The organism is Microbulbifer mixtoriginis (SeqCode), assembly GCF_052467515.1.
In genome coordinates this window covers 1,994,017-2,014,964 of record NZ_CP174314.1, presented here as the reverse complement: position 1 = coordinate 2,014,964, position 20,948 = coordinate 1,994,017, and the positions used below count along the sequence as shown (strand labels likewise).

11 protein-coding genes are annotated in these 20,948 nt (G+C 46.8%); 7 read left to right on the top strand and 4 right to left on the bottom strand.

What is annotated here, in order from left to right:
- Positions 1 to 41 precede the first annotated feature (41 nt).
- The 3 genes from ACJJIT_RS08655 to ACJJIT_RS08645 all read left to right on the top strand — a co-directional run bounded on the left by ACJJIT_RS08655 (position 42) and on the right by ACJJIT_RS08645 (position 6,940).
- A complete protein-coding gene (locus ACJJIT_RS08655) occupies positions 42 to 2,219 on the top strand; it encodes a heavy metal translocating P-type ATPase (protein ID WP_444900666.1) in 2,178 nt (725 codons plus the stop codon).
- Between the two features lie 543 nt (positions 2,220 to 2,762).
- On the top strand, positions 2,763 to 3,842 hold the full coding sequence (locus tag ACJJIT_RS08650; protein WP_444900665.1) for an efflux RND transporter periplasmic adaptor subunit: 1,080 nt from the start codon (positions 2,763 to 2,765) through the stop codon (positions 3,840 to 3,842).
- Positions 3,839 to 6,940: an efflux RND transporter permease subunit gene (locus ACJJIT_RS08645; RefSeq protein WP_444900664.1), complete on the top strand. Its 3,102-nt coding sequence runs from the start codon at positions 3,839 to 3,841 to the stop codon at positions 6,938 to 6,940. Before ACJJIT_RS08650 ends, ACJJIT_RS08645 begins: the two co-directional genes overlap by 4 nt.
- Before the next feature lie 196 nt (positions 6,941 to 7,136).
- On the opposite strand, the gene norR is transcribed toward ACJJIT_RS08645, so the two are convergent.
- A complete protein-coding gene (gene norR / locus ACJJIT_RS08640) occupies positions 7,137 to 8,723 on the bottom strand; it encodes a nitric oxide reductase transcriptional regulator NorR (protein WP_444900663.1) in 1,587 nt (528 codons plus the stop codon).
- A 161-nt stretch (positions 8,724 to 8,884) separates the two neighbouring features.
- On the opposite strand from norR, the gene ACJJIT_RS08635 reads away from it, so the two are divergent.
- Positions 8,885 to 9,136 carry a hypothetical protein gene (locus ACJJIT_RS08635; protein WP_444900662.1) on the top strand — a complete coding sequence of 84 codons (252 nt, stop codon included), beginning with the start codon at positions 8,885 to 8,887 and terminating at the stop codon, positions 9,134 to 9,136.
- A gap of 170 nt (positions 9,137 to 9,306) precedes the next feature.
- Positions 9,307 to 10,551 carry an MFS transporter gene (locus tag ACJJIT_RS08630; RefSeq protein WP_444900661.1) on the top strand — a complete coding sequence of 415 codons (1,245 nt, stop codon included), beginning with the start codon at positions 9,307 to 9,309 and terminating at the stop codon, positions 10,549 to 10,551.
- 89 nt (positions 10,552 to 10,640) lie between these two features.
- Here ACJJIT_RS08630 and ACJJIT_RS08625 read toward each other — a convergent pair whose 3' ends face one another.
- Entirely contained in the window at positions 10,641 to 12,281 is a 1,641-nt protein-coding gene (locus ACJJIT_RS08625; RefSeq protein ID WP_252081750.1) for an acetolactate synthase large subunit, read from the bottom strand.
- A 445-nt stretch (positions 12,282 to 12,726) separates the two neighbouring features.
- On the opposite strand from ACJJIT_RS08625, the gene ACJJIT_RS08620 reads away from it, so the two are divergent.
- On the top strand, positions 12,727 to 14,616 hold the full coding sequence (locus ACJJIT_RS08620; protein ID WP_444900660.1) for a potassium transporter Kup: 1,890 nt from the start codon (positions 12,727 to 12,729) through the stop codon (positions 14,614 to 14,616).
- Positions 14,617 to 14,699: 83 nt separating this feature from the next.
- Here ACJJIT_RS08620 and ACJJIT_RS08615 read toward each other — a convergent pair whose 3' ends face one another.
- Positions 14,700 to 15,473, bottom strand: coding sequence for a penicillin-binding transpeptidase domain-containing protein (locus ACJJIT_RS08615; RefSeq protein ID WP_444900659.1), 774 nt, complete (start codon positions 15,471 to 15,473; stop codon positions 14,700 to 14,702).
- A gap of 155 nt (positions 15,474 to 15,628) precedes the next feature.
- Complete coding sequence (locus ACJJIT_RS08610) at positions 15,629 to 16,939, bottom strand: hypothetical protein (RefSeq protein WP_444900658.1); 1,311 nt, start codon at positions 16,937 to 16,939, stop codon at positions 15,629 to 15,631.
- A gap of 1,307 nt (positions 16,940 to 18,246) precedes the next feature.
- On the opposite strand from ACJJIT_RS08610, the gene ACJJIT_RS08605 reads away from it, so the two are divergent.
- Positions 18,247 to 20,937, top strand: coding sequence for a S8 family serine peptidase (locus ACJJIT_RS08605; protein WP_444900657.1), 2,691 nt, complete (start codon positions 18,247 to 18,249; stop codon positions 20,935 to 20,937).
- The last annotated feature ends 11 nt before the right edge of the window (positions 20,938 to 20,948 follow it).

Here is a 20,948-nt window from a genome sequence, read left to right as displayed (position 1 = left end):
TGTAATGCTGGCTCACTCATTGAGCTATTCGAGAGTTAACCATGGGAAAACAGGATTCCACTTGCGGTTGTGGCAGTAGCACTGAACCTTTACAACAACCGCTCGATAGTGGCGCCGGAAAGGATAGCGAAAGCTCCCTCTTCTCAATCACCAAAATGGATTGCCCCACCGAAGAAGGTTTGATCCGCGCCAAGCTCACCCCACTCGAAGGTATTTACAGCCTGGACTTTAACCTGGTGCAACGCATTTTGCGGGTTGGACACGCTCCGGGTATGCAGCAACAGATCCTGGACATACTCACTCCTCTGGATCTGGATGCCAGGGTCGCCTCCCCATCGGATACAGAAAATGCACCACCCGCAACCAAGGCCAATTGGTGGCTGCTGGGAGCAGCCGGCTTGGCGGCACTCGCTTCTGAGGTGGTGTTCTGGTTACAGGGGGGAAACAGTTGGCTGGTCATGTTGCTGGCATTAGCCGCCATTGCCGGCGGGGGGCTCTCTACTTACAAAAAAGGTTGGATCGCCCTAAAGAACCGCAACCTGAATATGAATGCGCTGATGTCCATCGCGGTCACGGGCGCACTTTTGATTGGGCACTGGCCCGAGGCCGCCATGGTGATGGTGCTGTTCACCCTCGCCGAACTGATTGAGGCCAAGTCTCTGGACCGGGCCAGAAACGCTATTCGCGAGTTGATGGACCTGGCCCCGGAAACCGCCACAGTACTTCAGGGTGATGGCCAGTGGCGCGAGGTGAATGCAAAAACTGTTTCCCTCGGCGCCAAGGTCAGGGTGAGGCCCGGTGAGCGCATCGCCCTGGATGGCGAAGTAATAAAAGGCAACTCTGCGGTGAACCAAGCCCCAATCACCGGGGAGAGCCTTCCGGTAGATAAAGAAGCTGGAGACAGCCTCTTTGCCGGTAGCATCAATGAGTCCGGCGCCCTGGAATATAGGGTGACTGCCGTAGCCAGTGATGCCGTACTTGCCCGAATCATCCACGCGGTTGAAGAGGCGCAAGGCAGCCGCGCGCCCACCCAACGGTTCGTCGATCAGTTCGCGCGCTGGTATACCCCCTTGGTATTTGCGGTTGCCCTAGCCACAGCGTTAATTCCTCCGCTGTTTTTCTCCGGTGCCTGGATGGAGTGGATCTACCGCGCCCTGGTACTACTGGTTATCGCCTGCCCCTGCGCCCTGGTCATTGCCACCCCGGTCACCATCGTCAGTGGCCTCGCAGCAGCAACAAGACACGGCACACTGATTAAAGGGGGGGCATACCTCGAAGAGGGGCGCCGGCTGCGCTGGCTGGCCCTGGATAAAACCGGCACCATCACCCATGGTGCACCACAGGTAACAGATTTTGCCCTGATAATGGGCAAGGATGAGGCGCGGGTAAAGCGCCTCGCCGCCAGCCTCGCCCACCGCTCCGATCACCCGGTTTCGAAGGCAGTGGCAGAATTTCTCAACGCCAGTGGAGCACCCTTACTAGAAGTAGAAGCCTTTGAAGCCCTGGCCGGGCGCGGGATTCGAGGAGAGATTGAAGGCACAGGCTATTACCTGGGCAATCACCGCCTAGTGGAAGAATTGCGCGTTTGCAGTGAGGAGCTAGAGGATCGCCTCTCAAAACTGGAGTATCAGGGGAAAACAGTCGTTATGTTGGTGGATGCAAACCGTGTTTTGGCTCTGTTTGCCGTAGCCGATACGGTAAAAGAATCCAGCCGCAAAGCCATTGATGAGCTCCACCAATTGGGGGTGAAAACCCTGATGCTGACCGGTGACAATCAGCACACCGCCGATGCCATTGCCAAGGAGGTGGGCATCGATCGGGCCATGGGCAACCTGCTGCCAGAGGATAAACTCCGTGAAGTGGATTCCCTTGCCGGCCACGGCCGGGTCGGCATGGTGGGCGACGGAATCAATGATGCACCAGCCCTGGCGCGAGCCGATATCGGCTTCGCCATGGGCGCAACCGGCACCGATACCGCCATAGAAACGGCAGACGTTGCCCTGATGGATGACAACCTGGGTAAAATCGCCAGCTTTATCCGCCTCTCCCGTACGACAGCTCATATTCTTTGGCAAAACATTATCCTTGCCCTGGGTATCAAAGCGGTCTTTCTGGCACTCGCCTTTGCCGGTGAAGCCACTATGTGGATGGCAGTATTCGCCGATATGGGAACCAGCCTGCTGGTGGTTTTCAATGGGTTAAGACTGATGCGGAAGTGACCACAAAACAAGACGGTAGAAAAGTCTAGAAAATAGAAAAGACAGTACCAATTATTTAATACGCAACCAATCTATCCCGCAGAAGCTCTCGTTAAACAGGTGCTTGGATACGTAATTGTTGATTGCCTTATCAACCAGCAAAAGCAGGCACCTTCGAAAGTTTCTTTGAATAGTGCAAAATTGGCATGACAAAAAACTATAAACATAAAGAAAGCAGAACTCAGTAACACCGATAACACGCTGCAGGCCTACAATAAAATATTTCGATTCCGCTTTAGCAAGACATGTCCAATGGCACTTAGGAAGTGTCTAAGCAAAGAATTATGCTAACAAAAAGCCCTCTCAAAAAACCGACCAAATAGAAACAAGTTCAAAACACCACTTATCCCCTTTAGGCCTCACCTTGCCGTAGGCCAATTGCAGGAAAATCAGCATCCCCATACCCTTTTGTCAACTACAACACTAAAGACATTAAGTCTCTTTAGCGCCAGATAGTCTCATCACAAACATTAATTTAAGAATAAAATCGACTAGAGCCTCCGAATGCGAAACAGTCAATTTAGAGCATTTCTTGCCAGCAGCATCATTTCTACCACTCTATTTTCTAGCTCTAGTATTTTTGCTGATGATAGTCGTGCAGTACTCGTTGAGGCTGCACACCCGTGGCAACAGGCCATTAATACCAGTTTATTTTGTTCGGTGTTATCTCCTCCCCTACACCAAGTCTCCAGCCACACTGAAGCCGAGCTCACCCAAGTAAAGCCCGTAGGATCAATTATTAAAGCTGGCGAGTTAGTAGCCGCACAGGATGGATTTTATCTCTCTCAGGAGATTGAGATTATTCGCACAGATATTGCAATTACACAAAGCCAGCTGATTTATGCGGAAGAAGAGCTGAGCAGACTGGAGAAGCTTCGCTCAGCAGATATGGTGTCTCCGTCCCACTTAAACAGTCTTAAGCTCAATGCTGATACCTACCGGCTCACAAAGCAAAGACTCGAGCATCAGCTAACAACAGCCGAATACCGTTTAGAACGACTGCAACACTATGCAAGAACTGATAGTCAGGTTGTAAGTATAGAAGCCAACCCCGGCGAGAGACTAAATTCGGGGCAAAGAATTATGCAGTTACTGCCTCTAAAAGAAAATCAAATTGAGTGCAGCCTTCCCGAAGAAAAATTAAACAATGAGAATTTACTTAATAGCAGCTCCTTTACTTTTAGGGACCAAAATATCCCCTTAAGAAATATTAGTCATACGGTCAATCCGGAAACGCAAAATCTCAATCTCTATTTTGAAACAGAATCAGAGCAATTCCCGTCTCTATTAGTAGGACAGAGATTCGAAATAACGATGCAAACACCCCTCTCAACTAAAAACACGCGGGAGAGGGTAACAAAAGTACCCAGTGATGCCGTAATACTAGAGGGCGACCAATATAAAGTCTGGACTCTAGACAGTGATCAAAGGGCGGTTAGTACCGAGGTTCAAATAATAGATACCTTGAAGGGGCACTTTGTTGTACGTTCAACCATTAAACCTGGAGATCTTGTAGTCGTTCTGGGTTATGAAGGCCTACAACCCAATGAGACTGTCTCTCCGACAAAGAGGGAAAACACATGAAATCCCTGGAGAAATACAGTTCATTTATTATAAGTTGCACTTTTGCCTTAATTGTTGCCGGTATTATTGCGGGCCTAAACTTGCCTAATGCACTACTCCCCACTATCAATCGCCCACAAATTGCACTGGCTATTCCTTGGCCGGGAAAGACAGCGGAAGAGATAGAACAGATATTAGTTGCACCACTTGAGCAGGAGCTATCGAGCCTAAGCTACCTGAAAGAGGTGCAGACAAATATCAACAGTGGCTTTGCCTGGGTCACGATTGACTTTCACTCTGAAGCAGATATGGAGCAAATGTATATTGAGGTACTCTCCAGAATTAATCAGGTACCCAACTGGCCCACACAAGTCCGCACACCCCAAGTTTTCAATTTTGCCAACGGTGCGGGGGCTACGCTGGCAACCTTCTTCCTCTATTCGAAGAAGTCAGCCAGTGAGCTGGAATTAATTGATGCATTTTTAAACCACGTAAAGCCAGCAATCAGTAAAATCCCGGGAGTATCCTCTATAGAAGTTGCCGCTACGCCTATCGCACAGCGTGTCGATATTGAGTTCGATCCAGAGAAGATGACTCAAAATTCCTTAAGTATTGCTGGGGTAACTGCACATCTTAATGATCTGGTGGACCGATCGGGCGGCAACCTGAAAATTGGCTCTAAAGACTATGCACTACACTTTAAGGGCCAGATCCCCCTAGATGAGCTCTCACAATTACCTATCGCCACACGTGGGAACCAGATTATACGGCTCTCTGACATTGCCTCTGTAAACGCACGGCCTGCATCTGACTGGGCATATTTTGCCCTTGAGGGTAATCGATCCTTTTATTTCTACTTGCTCCCCACCGAAAACGTCAATGCTCTTGACACTATTGCACAGCTGAAGTCAACCATGGCGGAGCTGAATAGTGGAGAGTTAGCTCGGTTAGACATGGAATTGGCCATAAGCCGTGATGACTCCAAAGGAATCCGAGACTCCCTGAATCTGGTGTACGGGAGCCTCCTTCTTGGATCACTGCTAGCCTGCTTGGTTTTGTACTGGTTTCTGCGTAACCTGAGAACTTTAACGTTAATATTCCTCAGCATTCCCGTATGCATCTCCCTCGTCGTTGTGGGTATGTACATTGGGGGTAGAAGCATGAATGTTATTTCATTGGCAGGCATTGCTCTTTCTATCGGATTGATGGTAGATGCGGCAATTATTGTGGTGGAAAATATTCAAAGACTTCGCCAGCAAGGCATTAGCACCCAGGCAAGCATTGTACAGGGAACACGAGAAGTTACAGGTTCATTGGCATCATCAACGATATCAAGCGTCATTGTATTCTTGCCTATTATTGCCATGCAATCTGCAACAGGCCAGTTATTTAGAGATCTCGCTTTTACAATCTCAAGCGCTTTACTCGCCTCATTGCTCTTTGCCTTATTAATACTACCTTCATTCGCAAGGTACATATTAGGCCATTCAAAAAAAATAAAGAAAGAATCTTCAAACACAAGAATTCTATTAGCCCTAAAAAGATGGGTTGCCCTTTCCATCAAAGCTACAGCTACCCCCAGACGGTCTATTACAGCCATTATTCTTGGGCTACCCATCGCACTCATAGCTACCTATGTTTCCACACCATCCATAGATGTATTGCCAGACCCAAAACAGAATATGGTTTCTGTTTTCATCAACTTTGAGAGCGCACTAGCCACAGATGCTATTAGAACGGATTACGGGGAACGCGTGGTGAATCGAATCACCAACAACTTTAAAGAAATAGAAGGTCATGTTTCCACTTACGGCATTATCTGCAACCCAAGCAATTGCAACCTCTATATGTATACCCAAGGCGATTGGGATTTTGAATCACTACGGGAATGGATGAATGAAAAAGTACTCTATGGACTTGTAGGCACCCGTATCCATTTCAGGCATGGGGGTCTTTTACGATTTGCAATGCCAAACAATCGAATAAGCCAACTGGATATTAAAGGGGCTGAACTTTCCAGGCTACAAACGGCTGGCACTGAGTTAATGAACCATCTGCGCGCAGAATTTCCAAATGCACAAATCCAGGAGGGGAGCGCACTGCAAAACCGGGCTGTACGCATAGAGTTCCAACCTCGCCTGGATCAATTAACTTATTTAGGTATTACAGTTTCAGAGCTAAACCGCCAACTTATGGCTTTGACCGATGGGATATACATAGGCCATTTTTATACTGGCACTAACACGCTACCATTCTACTTCAAAGCAAAAGACCCTCAGAACCTGGAAGCTCTTCTAAACACTGAAATATGGATTGATGGGCACGGCCTGATTCCTGTCCGTGAATTAGCAAGCGCGAAAATAACCCAAGCCCCTGCCAGTATTTTACGAGTTGGGCAAGAAGTCAGCGCATCGTTAAACCTAACCCCGCCAGAAGGGGTAGCAATGAAGTCATTTGTTGAAAATGTAGACCAATCGGTACAGTCCTTTTTAGCTGAAAGCTCCTATAGCGATTTGCACACTCAGTTCAGGGGCAGCGCAAACGAACTAAACCTGTTTCTAGTTGAATTTCTTAAAATATTCTTGGCTGCTCTCGCAGTACTCGCCCTGTTGATGTATTTTGCCCTAAGATCTGCAAAGCTGGCCGCGGCCGTGCTTTGCGCTATACCCCTCTCATTTGCCGGCGGAATGCTAAGTTTACAGCTATTAAACCTTTTCACCCCCCAAAGCCTTGATGTAATTACAATGATTGGATTCGTAATTCTGATGGGGCTTGTAGTCAACAATGCAATACTATTAGTGAATCAATTTCAAAAGTCATTACAGGCCGGGGCCAGTCAGCTAGAAGCTATTTATGCAGCAGCCAGCTTGCGCGCGCGTCCCATTATGCTAACAACAATCACCTGTATCTTTGGCAACCTGCCTTTGGTGTTAAACCCAGGGAGCAGCGCTGCAATTTATCGAGGCCTGGCGACGGTGATTACTGGCGGGATGATATTTAGCGCTCTGTTTGTTTTAGCCTTTATGTCTGCACTACTCTCACAAAAGCTGTTCCGCTCTGAGCTACAGAGTTTTACTCAAAAGGCCGACTTGGAAGTGCCCGAACCTGCTCGTGTGTAATATAAGGATGACTATCAATTAATCTAACCTGTGCTGACAATAACAACCAAACTGTCAGCACAGTTATATCTCGCCTGTTTCTAATCTGCTATAGAGATTTGTTTATTATCCTTAGTGAAAGTAACTACTCCAAACCCAACCACAAATATCCCTATTCATCCATATCACCTAGCAACCTATATTGCACAAAGCGCCATCAATTTCCGCCCACAACCTCTTTTTTTATATAGATACCCAGACGTTTTGCAAGGCGGACCAAGTTACCCCTATCCATTGAGAGCGATTTCGCTGCCCGACTCCAATTCCCATCGCTTTGAGTCAATATATGCTTTATAAGATCCCGCTGATATTCTTCAGTGGCTACCCTAAGATTTATTGCCCCAAGCGGAGGCTGAACGGGTCTCTCAAACTCTGGTTGCGCTGCTATGTCATCCGGAATCTCTATATGTGCCGCTGTCAGTGATACTATTTCAGAGAGTGATGCGTTTTTTCTTGCCTTGAGCGCTGCGCGGCTGATGATATGCTCCAGCTCTCTCACATTTCCAGGCCAGCTATAACGCTTTAATTTACTGGAAGCATCTGCTGATAGCCGCAGCTGACGGAAGCCAAGCTTCCTCGTGGAGCGCTCCAGAAAATAATCTGCCAGCAGGAGAACATCATTTTCTCTCTGTGATAGTGCGGGTACTTCCAAAGGATAAACAGAGAGACGGTGATACAAATCGGCCCTAAAACCACCTGAGTCGATTTCTTTGAGCAAATCCCGATTGGTAGCGGCCACTATACGTACATCTACATGCTGTACCGCATCCTTACCAACAGGTTGGATTTCACCACTTTGCAGTACCCGCAGCAGTTTGCCCTGAACAGATAAAGGCAGTTCACCCACTTCATCCAGAAAAAGTGTCCCGCCGTTTGCCAATAGAAACTTTCCCGGGCGATCCCGATCAGCGCCAGTAAAAGCCCCCTTCGCATGCCCGAATAACTCCGCTTCTGCCAGTGTTTCTGTTAAGGAGGCGCAGTTGAGATAGACAAGGGGTTTTTCCCGGCGAGATGACAGCCGATGTACCGTGCGGGCAACCAGCTCCTTACCCACTCCAGTTTCCCCTAGAATAAGCACGCTGTAGTCAGACCCCGCAACTAATTCAATATCACTTCGCAAAGCCCTCATCACTTGGCTTTCGCCAATTAACTCTCCGCCATCGCGTAGAAAGGCTTCCTGGGTCAACTCTTTCACCAGTTGTTCGGCATGTTCAGCAGAAAGGGACAGCGCTTTTAGCTCCAAAGCCGTTTTGAGAGTAGCGGCTGAGAGTGCGGCGATTAACTCAAGCGTTCGATCGCTAATCAGGCTATAGGCGTCTGAGGTCATACTATCCAAAGTAAGCAGCCCCACTAGATGATTGTCAGAATAGAGCGGCAAACCGAGACAGGAGTGCACCGGTAGGTCCCCTTCCCTATCCAGTAGTAAGCCATCAAAAGGGTCCGGCAGATTGCAATCAGAGGGGAAGCGAACGGGAGCATCAGAACTGCAGATTTGCGCTAGGCGGGGATGCTCGTTAATTAGGAAACGCCGCCCCATAGTACGCCTGGCCAAGCCCTGCACAGCCAGGGGGGTAAGCACCTCTCCATTCAGCCCCAGCAAGGCCACCGCATCACACTTAATTGCCTTGCGGATGGTAGAGAGCAGTCGTTCAAATCGGTCACTATTATTCAGGCTATTTGCGAGATCCAGAGCAACTTCAAGCAGTAGAGTAGAATTGATATCCACCATATCCAACCAAGTCAATAAGCTTCTTTTGTGTCATTATGACATGGTCGCCATATAGGTCAAATTGACACAAACAAATATCATAATTCATTTAACCTGTTGATTTATAAAGAATTATTAAGCTGGCATAACATTTGCCTAATAACCATTGAGGTTATTTAGTAATAGAGGCGAAGACAATGCTGGACACATACACTTTAAAAATTCGCAGGCGTTTTGAACTCTTGCTCAAGGCCGGAAATCTCACCCTGTTGCTCTCTACCCCCCTGCTATTACTCACCGTTGTCATCTGCTACCCGCTCTCCCATTATTTTTCTATCCCAGCCCAAGTGGCGGGCCATATTTGTATGATTATCAGCGCAACGTTTATCAAGATTGGCTATGTCAGCCGCTGCGTTGCGCAATATAACCTATGCCAGGAAGTGCGCTAACTGATCACGCCGAGCTTCTCGCCTCCATCCCCTTTGGGGGCGACCCTTATAGCTTTCAAACTTCCCACACCAGTGCCTCAGTGACCCCTCTAACAACTACCCCAGTGCTATCTTCTCTTCAGGGCCGCCAACCCTACATAGCGTCAATACAAACCCCATAAGGAAACTCGATGTCTGCAATGAGCCGTCTGGCCCTGCTGGCTGTGGTATTTATTGACTTGATGGGTCAAGGACTGCTATTCCCCATCATTAATGAACTAGTCATGTCCACCAAGTTTCAATTCCTGCCTACAGACACCGCACAATCCACCCGCCACCTCTACTATGGCATTGTTATCAGTAGCTTTTTTTTAGCTTGGTTTGTTGGGGCTGTGTATATCGCTAAGCTGTCTGACAGTATCGGCCGAAAAAACGCGATGGTACTTTGCTTGGTTGGCGCCCTGGCAGGCTATGCAATTACACTCGCAGCCTTATTTGCCAGCAGCCTGTGGTTGCTGATTCTTGGGCGCGTGGTCAGTGGATTTACTGCCGGCAACCAGCCCATTGCCCAAGCGGCAATGATTGATGCAAGCCGCGATGAACTGGATGCTTCAAAAAACTTGGGGTTACTGGTGGCGGGAATGAGCGCGGGAGCAGTTGCGGGACCAATAATCGCTGGAGTCTTAGCCGACAAAGCCCTGCTCGGTAATATTGCGAGTATTCAACTGCCTTTTTATTTTGCGCTACTTTTGGTTACTATCACTCTCGGCCTAATTCTGCTCTTTTATCACGATAGCCGCCCCCCGACTTCTCCTATTCAACTGCGCTTATCTGACTTATTCAGGCAATTTGCACACCTCAAAGAGAGGCCCTTAGTTATCAGGCTTTGCCCAGCTTACCTAAGTTTTATGCTGGTTCACCTCAGTTTTTATATCTTTATCACCAACTATCTCAGCAGCCGCTTTGGCCTCGGCTTACTGGGAACCAGTATGGCCATGCTATTCATGGGAATCGCCGTGGGTACTTCCAGTATCTTTTTGGTTAAACCCGTGCTGTCTAAATGGGGTAAGCCACTGGTTATCAAGGTATCGGCATTGACTATGGGGGCCTGTGCGCTGGTTTTTGCTTTCAGTAACCAGGTTTGGCTTTGTTACTTGAGTGTGTTTCTCGCCTACTTGTGCTTTGGACTAGCCTATCCGGCACTACTGAACTTGTTTGCCAATAGTGTGGATGAGAGCGAACAGGGATGGGTAATGGGTATCGCTACAGCGGGCTTCACCATTGTGGCCACCCTTATCTCACTATTGGGTGGCGGCGCTATGGAAATTAATATCCGACTACCATTTTTTATCACTGCCATTGCGGCCGTTTTCGTTTTGATACTGAGCTGGTTCAGTTGGCGTAGCAGTGCAATGAAAAAAATTGTTGATCGATGAAGCCTCCTGAATACTATCACGGCATCACTGCGGCCCAGAGCTTGAAATGAGGCCGCAGAAATACCGTGAACTCGCGTTGCTACCTCAAGCTATAGCTTGCTCGCCAAGTCCTTAATTTCGTGATTCAGTATTCGATCGTTATGGCTGTAGTCCATGGGAACCTCTATCAAATGTACCCCACCCTCCCGACAGCACTTCTCAATCATCGGTTTCAATTCATCTGTTGCCTGTATACGATGCCCTTCGGCACCATAAGATTTCGCATAAGCCACAAAATCAGGATTGGTAAAATCGAGACCAAAATTCTTAAGCCCCATCATGGACTGCTTCCATTTGATCATGCCATAGGCATCATCGCGCAAAATCAACACAATTAAGTCCAGCTTCAGGCGAACAGCGGTTTCTATTTCTTGGGAGTTCATCATAAAACCCCCGTCCCCACAGATAGCCACCACCCGGCGATCGGGACAAACCAGCTTGGCCGCCATGGCCGATGGCAAACCAGCTCCCATAGTGGCCAGCGCATTATCCAAAAGTACGGTATTCGGAAAGTAAGCGGGATAATTGCGGGCAAACCAGATCTTGAACATGCCATTATCAAGGGCAATCACGCCCTTCTCTGGCATCACCTCACGCACATCTCTTACTAGTCGCTGGGGTCTGATGGGGAAAGTATCTGCACTCGAACCCTCCTCAATATGCTTCTGCAAGGCAGCACGGATGCGGTGAGCATCGCTAAAACTCCAGTGCTCTTGTGGCTCTAGGTGTTCCTGCAGCTGCCACAGACTGTTGGCGATATCACCGATCACTTCTATCTGCGGGAAATACACCGGGTCTACCTGGGCCGCATTGAAGTTAATATGTACCACTTCTGGCCCACCAGGGCGCATAAAGAACGGGGGCTTCTCTACAACATCGTGACCTACGTTAATGATCAGATCTGCCTGCTCAATAGTGCGATGAATAAAGTCACCATCGGATAAGGCCGTATTGCCAATAAAGTGCGGCCCCGATTCATCGATCACTCCCTTACCCATCTGCGTGGTAATTGCGGGGATTCCCAGCTTTTCCACAAATTTTCTCAACATCTTCGACGTTAGCTTTCTGTTCGCGCCGGCGCCGATCAGCAGTAGAGGCTTGCGAGAGCTGGCGATAGCCTCAGCCGCCTTACGAATGGCTTTTTCTTCAGCAATGGGACGGCGCTGATAGCTGATGTCGAGCACCGGCATGGCGGAATGCTCCCGGGCGATATCCTCAGGAAACTCCAAGTGCGTGGCCCCTGGCCGCTCTTCCTCTGAGAGACGAAAGGCTTCGCGCACATACGCCGGCACATAATCCCCTCCCACAATCGTTTTTGTGTACTTGGTAAGGGGCCGCATCATGTCGACGATATTAATAATTTGAAATTGTCCCTGCTTGGAACTCTTAATAGGTTTCTGCCCAGTAATCATCACCATAGGCATCCCTCCCAGCTGAGCATAAGCAGCCGCGGTAACCAGATTAGTGGCACCTGGCCCCAGGGTTGCCAAACACACACCAGATTTACCGGTAAGGCGGCCATAAGTGGCCGCCATAAAACCAGCGGCCTGCTCGTGACGAGTAAGGATTAACTGTATTTTGGAGCCCCGCAAAGACTCCAGCATATCCAGGTTTTCCTCGCCGGGAATACCAAAAACATACTCAACCCCCTCGGCTTCCAGGGCGCGCACAAATAGATCGGATGCTTTCATAGGGGCGTCTCTCGTCGTTGTAATCACTCATGATTTGGCCGGAAATGGGGTATTCGACGCTTCTTTCTTTGCTTTTTTACTTGCTAGCCTAAAACCTGATCCAGCATTCCCCACACCCATTGGGCAGAGTCAATATTTTGCACGTACGGATGCAAAACCCCTCTGAGTTTTAGCACAGGATGACTCCCTCGGAGGCCGCAAACTCCACTTTTCCTATTAGTCCAGTTTGGAAGACTACTTTGCAAGGCAAATTTGCCCATGCCAGCGGCTTGCTAATATCTTTCAACGGAGAACTGGATCTGGATAGGCGGACCCCATGGACCACAAGAGTGAAAGCAATAAATTGATATTGCCAATCCCGAATCAGCCAGCCACAACAGCCCCACAATCTACTCTAATGCCAGCAGATCGAGAAAGCTCGGCCGCCTTTTGATAGCAGCCCCTTATGAAAAGCAAAGAGAAGACTCGCAAGGGAAAATGGTTTCTATCGCTGGCGGCGCTCGGCGTGGTTTTCGGAGACATAGGCACCAGCCCCCTGTACGCGGTTAAATTGATCTTCCACTCGAGGCTCAATATTCCTTTAACTGAGGCCAATATACTCGGTGGCGTTTCAACGATCTTCTGGGCCCTGATACTGATCGTGACAATCAAATATGTGACATTGATAATGCGGCTGGATAATCGTGGGGAAGGCGGCATCATGGCACTGATGACGCTGGCAATGGATGCCACAGAAGGACGAAAAAACCTCCAATGGTTTGTAGTTACCGCCGGTATACTTGGCGCCGCACTTTTCTTTGGGGATGCCATTATTACCCCAGCGATCTCTGTACTCTCGGCTATAGAGGGGCTTGAGGTTGGAAATCAGACACACCAATCTTTAGTCGTACCTATCTCCATTGGAGTCTTAATTTGCCTATTCTCAGTTCAGCGCTACGGTACCTCTACCGTGGGAACACTATTTGGACCCATCACTGCTCTCTGGTTTCTCACACTTTTGGTGGCTGGAGTATCCAGCATCATCAACAACCCTCAGATTCTCCATGCGATCAACCCTGAACATGCCCTGAGATTCCTCACCAGTCATGGTTTTAGCTCATTCTTGGTATTAGGCGCTGTTCTTTTGGTTTTTACCGGGGCTGAGGCACTTTACACCGATATGGGCCACTTCGGCCGCAGCCCAATCAGAATGGCATGGTTGGGATTGGTTTTTCCCGCTCTTTTTCTGAACTACATGGGACAAGGTGCACTGTTGATGAGCCATCCCCATGCAGTCGATAACCCCTTCTACCGCATGTTTCCCAGTTGGGGGCTTTATCCGGTAATCATACTTGCCACCGCCGCCACAGTTATTGCCTCTCAAGCCTGTATTACCGGCAGCTTCTCCTTGGCCAAACAAGCAATGCAGCTAGGGCTTTTACCCCGCCTTACCCTTCGTCATACCTCAGCTCATCTTGAGGGGCAGATATTTATGCCTGGTGTTAACAGGCTGCTTATGTTTTTAGTGATAGGAGCGGTAGTGGGTTTCGGTTCATCCACCAATTTAGCCGCTGCCTACGGTGTATCCGTAAGCGGCGCCATGTTGATAAGTACTTGCCTGGCCGCGGTTGTGTACCGCATTCAATTAAAATGTCACTTACTACTTTGTCTATCAGTGGCGGCCTTCTTTATCTTCATAGATCTCGCCTTTTTCTCCTCCAGCTTGCTAAAAATTAGTCATGGTGGCTGGTTTCCTCTCGGTTTAGGTGCCATAGCCTGTATCTCAATGTTCACCTGGAGAGATGGCAGGGAAGCCTTAGCGCTACAACTTCAGCGGCAAGAATTTAAACTGGAGCCTTATCTAACCGCCCTGCTGAAGAAAAACCCTATAAGAGTGCCTGGAACTGCAGTATTCCTTACCTCGAGACAGCTATCCACTCCCCACGCACTGATCTATAACCTGAAGCACAATAAAGTATTACACGAAAACTTACTGTTCATTACTGTATCATTTGTGAATGCTCCACGGGTAATGCCTGGCAACCGGTATATCCTCAGCGAAATCCGTGAAAACTGCCACTACTTACTTTTACGCTATGGCTACATAGAGCAGCCGGATATTTGGAAGGTTTTAAAGCGGCTACGCCTTAAGAAAGAGCTGGATATCGACCCCAATAAAGCTTCATATTTTTTAACAAGACAAACCATCACCCCAACCAAGCAGGAGGATAGCCGTATGTTCTTATGGCGAGAGCGGTTGTTTGCGGTTATGTTCCGCAATGTGAGTAGCGCTGTTGAGTATTACCGTATTCCTATGAGCCGCGTGATAGTAATGGGCGAAAAAATCCGAATTTAGCTTAAACGATAAAGCAGTTGTACCAAGTGGCACCACTGCTTGCCAGTAATGGGAAATCATTAACTTATTTATAAAGCGGAAATCTAAATCACTCCGAGCCGTGACAAGTGTTGTCGGGCAAACTGAATCCTTCTCTGCTGTACTTCGGCAAAACTCTTACCATCTATATTGACTGCAAAAAAATACATATTGTTGCCAGTTTCCACTACGCCAACATACCAACCCAAAGCAAATTCATCATTAATCTGCCCGCCTCCCGTTTTTGCATAGAGCTTGTACGAGTCTGTCTCCTCTACAAACATAACTTCTTTGAATAAAGCAAGAGAGTCATCAGAAATAGGCAGGGCTCCAGAAAATAGCTTTTGTAAGAAATTCACCTGCTCCTTGGCCGATATCTTCAGGCTCCCATTTAGCCAAAATTTATCCAAACCAGAGGAGATATCCCTGTTACCATAGTCGAACTGAATCAAATATTGGTTCATTCTCTTCCTGCCTATTTGAGAGGCTAATTGCCGATAAATAGGCACTGCGGAATTTTGAAAAGCCGCCCGGATGGGTAGCGGCTTGTCATACCAAATACTGGGCCACCACCGCTGAGCCGGATACTTCAAGTGGTCATAGGTTAATTCCTGTACAAGGCTGCGGACCAAACCAGCATCTAATGCAATCAGAGTGTTAGGCACCTTAAAGGTTGAGAATGGAGTGAGCCTTACATCGGCTCTCTTTTCATTGATGATTGAGTAAGTGGCCTCTTTGTGATTTTTCAGTACAAATGTGCATGATTTGCCACATTCGATATCTTCGGAAGACCAGGCGAGACTACTAAAGAGCAGAAATAATAATACGATTGCTTTCAATTTAAACTTCCCAGAGGTACTGGTTAATAAAATATCTGATCAGGGTAGCAATCATAAACGATCCTGCCGCATTCTCACCTGCCTTCATTTAAAGAGTACTCCGACACGAAGATTGCACAGGTAGCTGTTACCGGCATCGAAAACTGCGCAAAGAGCTAATCTACCCTTCGACTCGACTGAATTAGCTTTGCTAATGCCTTGTGGGCATCAACAAGGCCCAATCCGGTATTATTGGCACCTAAGTGGGATCGCCTTGCCGTACCCTGAAGCGACTGCGCTACCAATGGCACAGCCTCACCGCTGGAGTACCCATAATGATCCGCTGCATCCAATAGCAACGCGCTGATAGCCGCCAACTGTGGTGCGGCAAAAGAGCTACCGGATTCAAAGTTATGGCTTGAAACTGAGTAAACTGCATCTCCCGAAATAGCAAAGCTCCGCTTGATCGCCAAGGGGTTATAACCAGGAACCGTGGCAGTTAAAGAGACTTCGTTGGAGAATGGCTGCAAATTGATCGCAAACATCAAGTTTTGACTGCCTGGAGCACCTTGATTTTGCTGTAAAAAAGCCTTGATCAGATCCAGGTCATAGGTAAAGAAGCTTCCCAACGGAGGAAGGCCTAGACGCTTGCGAACATCCGTATTCTCACCTTCCAAGTCAGTACCTGTATTCCCAATTGACTTGGTAAATATTTTGGATTGCAAAATATGCGATAGATGCTCCGAGAACTCCGGATCCAGCTGATCATTGGTGATATGAAAAGCCCGACTCATATTAATTACATCAATATCATCTCGGTTACGCATGTAAGCCATGGCTTCATTGTACGTTTTGCTTTCAGTACTTATGGGTACAATAGTAGCCTTGGGCGCAATATCGAGGATAATATCAATAACGGTATTGCCATGCAGGAAGGTAATGGGATCACCAAATTGAACTTCGGCTTCGATATTAGGGTGCCGCTCGCGCTGTTCCTGTAAACGAACAGGATCAAACAAATCAAACACCCCAATGACAATGCCCTCACCGTCAAAATGCCGTACCAAATTCTGATGCTTGAGGTTATAGCTAGGCACATAGGGATACAGGAATTCATTAAGCTCCATCCGGAACATATCTAAATCTGCAATAGCGGCTTCAAAAGTTAACCTGTTCTCTTCTTGGTAATCTTCCGGCTGAAAGGTATATAAAAGTTCGGCTAGCACGGTAAACTCAGTGATAGACTGACCCCACTTGTGCATTTTCAATTCATCAACCATATAAAGTGATTTAGACCACCCCTGATACTGGTCAAACTCAGCGGCCAAATAATCATCGAGTATTGGAGTAACAGGCTCCTCCCAAGGCCAGGGTGTTAGCTCTTTGACAACCTGTAAAGAGGCCCTGGCTTGATCTACGTTGGGATCTGATGCAAAGACCTTTACACTCAATACAATCAGCAACACCACAAGTACTATCTTATTCAAAACTACTTCCTTTTTATTTGATTTTATTCTGGAATGGCAGCAAAAATATGCCAGAGACCTCACATGAGTTTTTTATTTAACAGTCACAACTTCTCTAACTCAAATTAATAGAACCATGGCCCTGATAAAAAGGCAACCTATTAGGCTATCTCCATCCCACAGCAAGCACTCCTATAAAAAGGCTGTTTTACAGGGCATCTGCAACTCGGAAATTAAGTATTTTATATTGTTTGATGCACTAGAAATAGACGTCACACTTTACTACTTGTGCACATGGTTTTCACTTGAGCAAAGTAGCCATTAAAATAAGCCCCCTCCCAACCATGTGAAATCCTTAGCGCAGCCATTCTAGAAACCTCCCATAGCACTGCATTCCAAATCCCTCACATTGGCGCAAAGTCGAGAAGCCAGCAAAACTTAAGTCAACACCGCAACTTTATTAGCAAGGCTTTATGTATAAAACAGAATAAGAAAGGCACGAGAAAGAAATATCCATATAGAACGCACTTCAAATCAGCCAAAATATAACAGTCGAAAACTCCTTCATTTAATTAATGTTTATAAACTTCTTCCTTTAGAGACCATGAAACGACAATGTCACTCAATTTGCATTGAAAATCAACTATCAAGTTTTCTCCCAAAAACACTTGCCTTTCACGCTATACAATATTTAGATAAAAACCCACCCCAAGGTAAATTAGCTAAGACTGGCTTCGCCTCAAAAAAATTATTATTTTTATATGTTATTTTTCCAAGCCCTTAAAACTACCGATAAAAGCTTTTTATTTTGCTCATTTCCTAGCCTTAATTGCTGCCATATTAAGATTAAAAGCCTCTCAAAATTGCTTGATAATATAATTTGAAATGTCAACTTCAAACCTTGAATTACTTTTGAACCTATTTGAAAGTTGGTCATGTAAAGTAATATTTAAAGGGGCTTTTAATCTTTCAGCGCACCTTAAACATCATACTAGCTCATGAAAGCATATCCCTTTCGCTGTAGCTACTGGTGTAACCTTCAAATTCACCAACCAATTTATTTTGCTCCCCCCCAATCGCTTCACACATAAAATGTACCCAGTAGCCTGAGTAACTCAATGAGTACTGGATTAGCTTAAGTCGTTTATCTCCTGCCTATGTTAACTGCACACTAAATAACCTAAAGGTAATAGAATGTCACAATAATACTTTTTGTCAGGTTTTATACAGAATAAAGTTAACCTAATCTAGTTGGCTAAATATCTACTAGGTGGTTTATAATGCCAGAACCCGATAACTACTTAAAATAGGGACAATGGGGAATTTTAATGAATAAAAAGATGTTTCGACTTTCTGTAATTTCAGCAGCTGTTCTATTAACATTAACAGGTTGTGATAGTAATAGTAGCTCATCTTCTGATCCTGCAGTCACTCCTGCTGCAGCTACTCCTACACCTACACCTACTCCTACTCCTACTCCTACTCCTACTCCTACACCTACTCCCGCCGATAAACCGCCAACAGCTAGCGATGTAACTATCAGCGGTGTTAAGCAAGGAATTCCGGTATCTGGAAAACTATTGGGCAGCGACCCTGATGGTGATGCCTTAACTTATAGTTTTTCAGAAAAAGATAAAGCAATTACCCCCGTTGATGACGTTTATAAATTTAGTCACGGCGAATTATCATTAAACAATGATGGCTTTGAATACACTTCAATCACAGGCCAAGACGCCACTATCACCTATACTGTAACCGCAAACGGTGCTTCGGCTTCTGCAAGAATCGAAATTATTGCTGATATTCCTCCAACAGCGAACACTGTTACTATAGATGGTGCAAAGCAGTGGATACCGATATCTATCGAGCTGCTGGGCAACGATGAAGATGGTGATGAGTTAGTCTATAGTTTTTCTGAGAATGGTGTGGCTGTTAATGAAGTAGATGGCATTTATACTTTTAGCCATGGGGAGCTTACAGAAGAAGACGGTCAATTTGAATATAGATCAATCTCTGGACAAGATGCCACAATTACTTATACCGTAACAGCAAATGATATCTCAACATCTGCAACAATTGACTTCTTGAATGTTGCAAATGACCCACTAGCTTATCAGCAGTGGCACCTTCGCAATACAGGGCAAAAATCGTATGCATTAAGTGAGCAGATGGCTCAAGGTTTGGTAGATGCAGGATTTTACACACCCGTAGAAGCTGCCGAAGCACTTGCAGAAGGTGAAGCCGAGGAGCTTGTTGCCGGCGAAGATATGAATGTTGCAGCTGCTTATGCTCAGGGTGTAACTGGTGCAGGTGTAACAGCGGTTGTCGTAGACTCTGGTCTAGAGATTCGTCATGAAGACTTAATAGATAATGTGCTAGTTAATCGCTCTCTCAATTTAGCTGTATCGGCAAACGACAGAACAGACCCGACCAGTCTCTCCAATAGCGGCGATCATGGTACTAGTGTCGCGGGCTTAATTGCTGCTAAAGGCTGGAACAATATAGGTAGCCGTGGCACATCCCCAGATACTGGGTTAATCGGCATGAATTATTTGGGCGGTGATACAATAGAGCAAACCGAACTGTTAATTCATGGGTTTCCTGGAAGTGGTATTTCTACAAGCGAGGAAATCTCAGCATTTAATCGCAGCTACGGTATCACTTGGCCAGCTTTTATTGCTTACTCTGCTTTAGATGAAGCTATTGAATCTTACCCTAATCTTATGCTTCGAAGCGGCAAAGGCGCTTTGAACATTAAGTCTAATGGTAATTCTTTTATAGATGGCGGCCGCGAAGGGGCTTTCTGTAAAGACAATGGCGCTAATGAATTAGGTTTAACATGTTATAGCGCAGCGTTCGAACCCAGTCAGGCCCACCCATACTACTTGAGTGTTGCTGCAGTGAACGCCAACGGCAAACATACCAGTTACTCAACAGCCGGCGCAAGCACAATGATATCAGCTCCTGCGGGTGAGTATGGTCGCTGGGCGCCAGCGATGGTAACAACAGACCAAATGACCTGTATTAATGGTTATTCCGGCTTCAATGGTAGAACAATCAGCGCTTGGGGCGGCGCCTATGGCGAAGACTTTGCAGCTAGCCAGTTCCCGTTCAACTACCCTGGTCACCCAGAAAATGCAAGCTGCAACTATACTTCAACTTTCAATGGGACATCTTCCGCTGCACCGAATGCATCAGGTGTTGTGTCTCTAATCTTATCCGCAAACCCAGAACTGACTTGGCGTGATGTTCGACACATTCTGGCTTCAACAAGTACTTTGATTGACGCCGAAAACGAAAAAGTTGAGCTGACAATTGGGGAAGGTTCTTTTATTGCTCATGACGGCTGGATTGAAAATGCCGCGGGCTATCATTTTAATAACCTCTATGGCTTTGGCCGTGTTGATGCCGGCGCAGCTGTTGCTAAGGCTTTAGACTACTCAGAAAATCTTGGCGAGCAAATTATCACCGAATGGAAAGGTCTAGGCTCAACTGCTGGAGAGGAAGCCTTGCAGGCAACTATTCCAGACAACAGTGCAATTGGTGTAACTCGGCAAATCGAAGTAACAGAAGATATCATTATTGAAGCTATGCAATTCGAGTTTGATATCCGCAATGATGATATGGGGTCTTTTGTAAATGATAATCTACTATCCTCTGCAGGTAACGACCTGGCGCTTGAAGTAGTCTCTCCTTCAGGTACTAGAAGCGTTTTGCTCTCCTCTAAGCAGGCATTACTGGAGGCTTCTTGGAGCTCTGCAAATGGGTATAGCGAAGGTTATATCTTGGATGGTGCCGTATTCCTATCTAATGCGTTTTATGGCGAAAATGCTAGGGGAACTTGGACTATCAAGGCACTAGATACCGGTGACACCAACTTTGAATTTAGTGACACAGAAGATCTCGTTATTCTTGTAAATGAAGAGACCGAAGAGAAGCCGACAGGCATGATAAACAATCCCGTAGAAAGTGTTCTAGAGGGGGTATCATTAAGAACATTCGGTCGTGCTGCTCAATAAGAAGGATAATA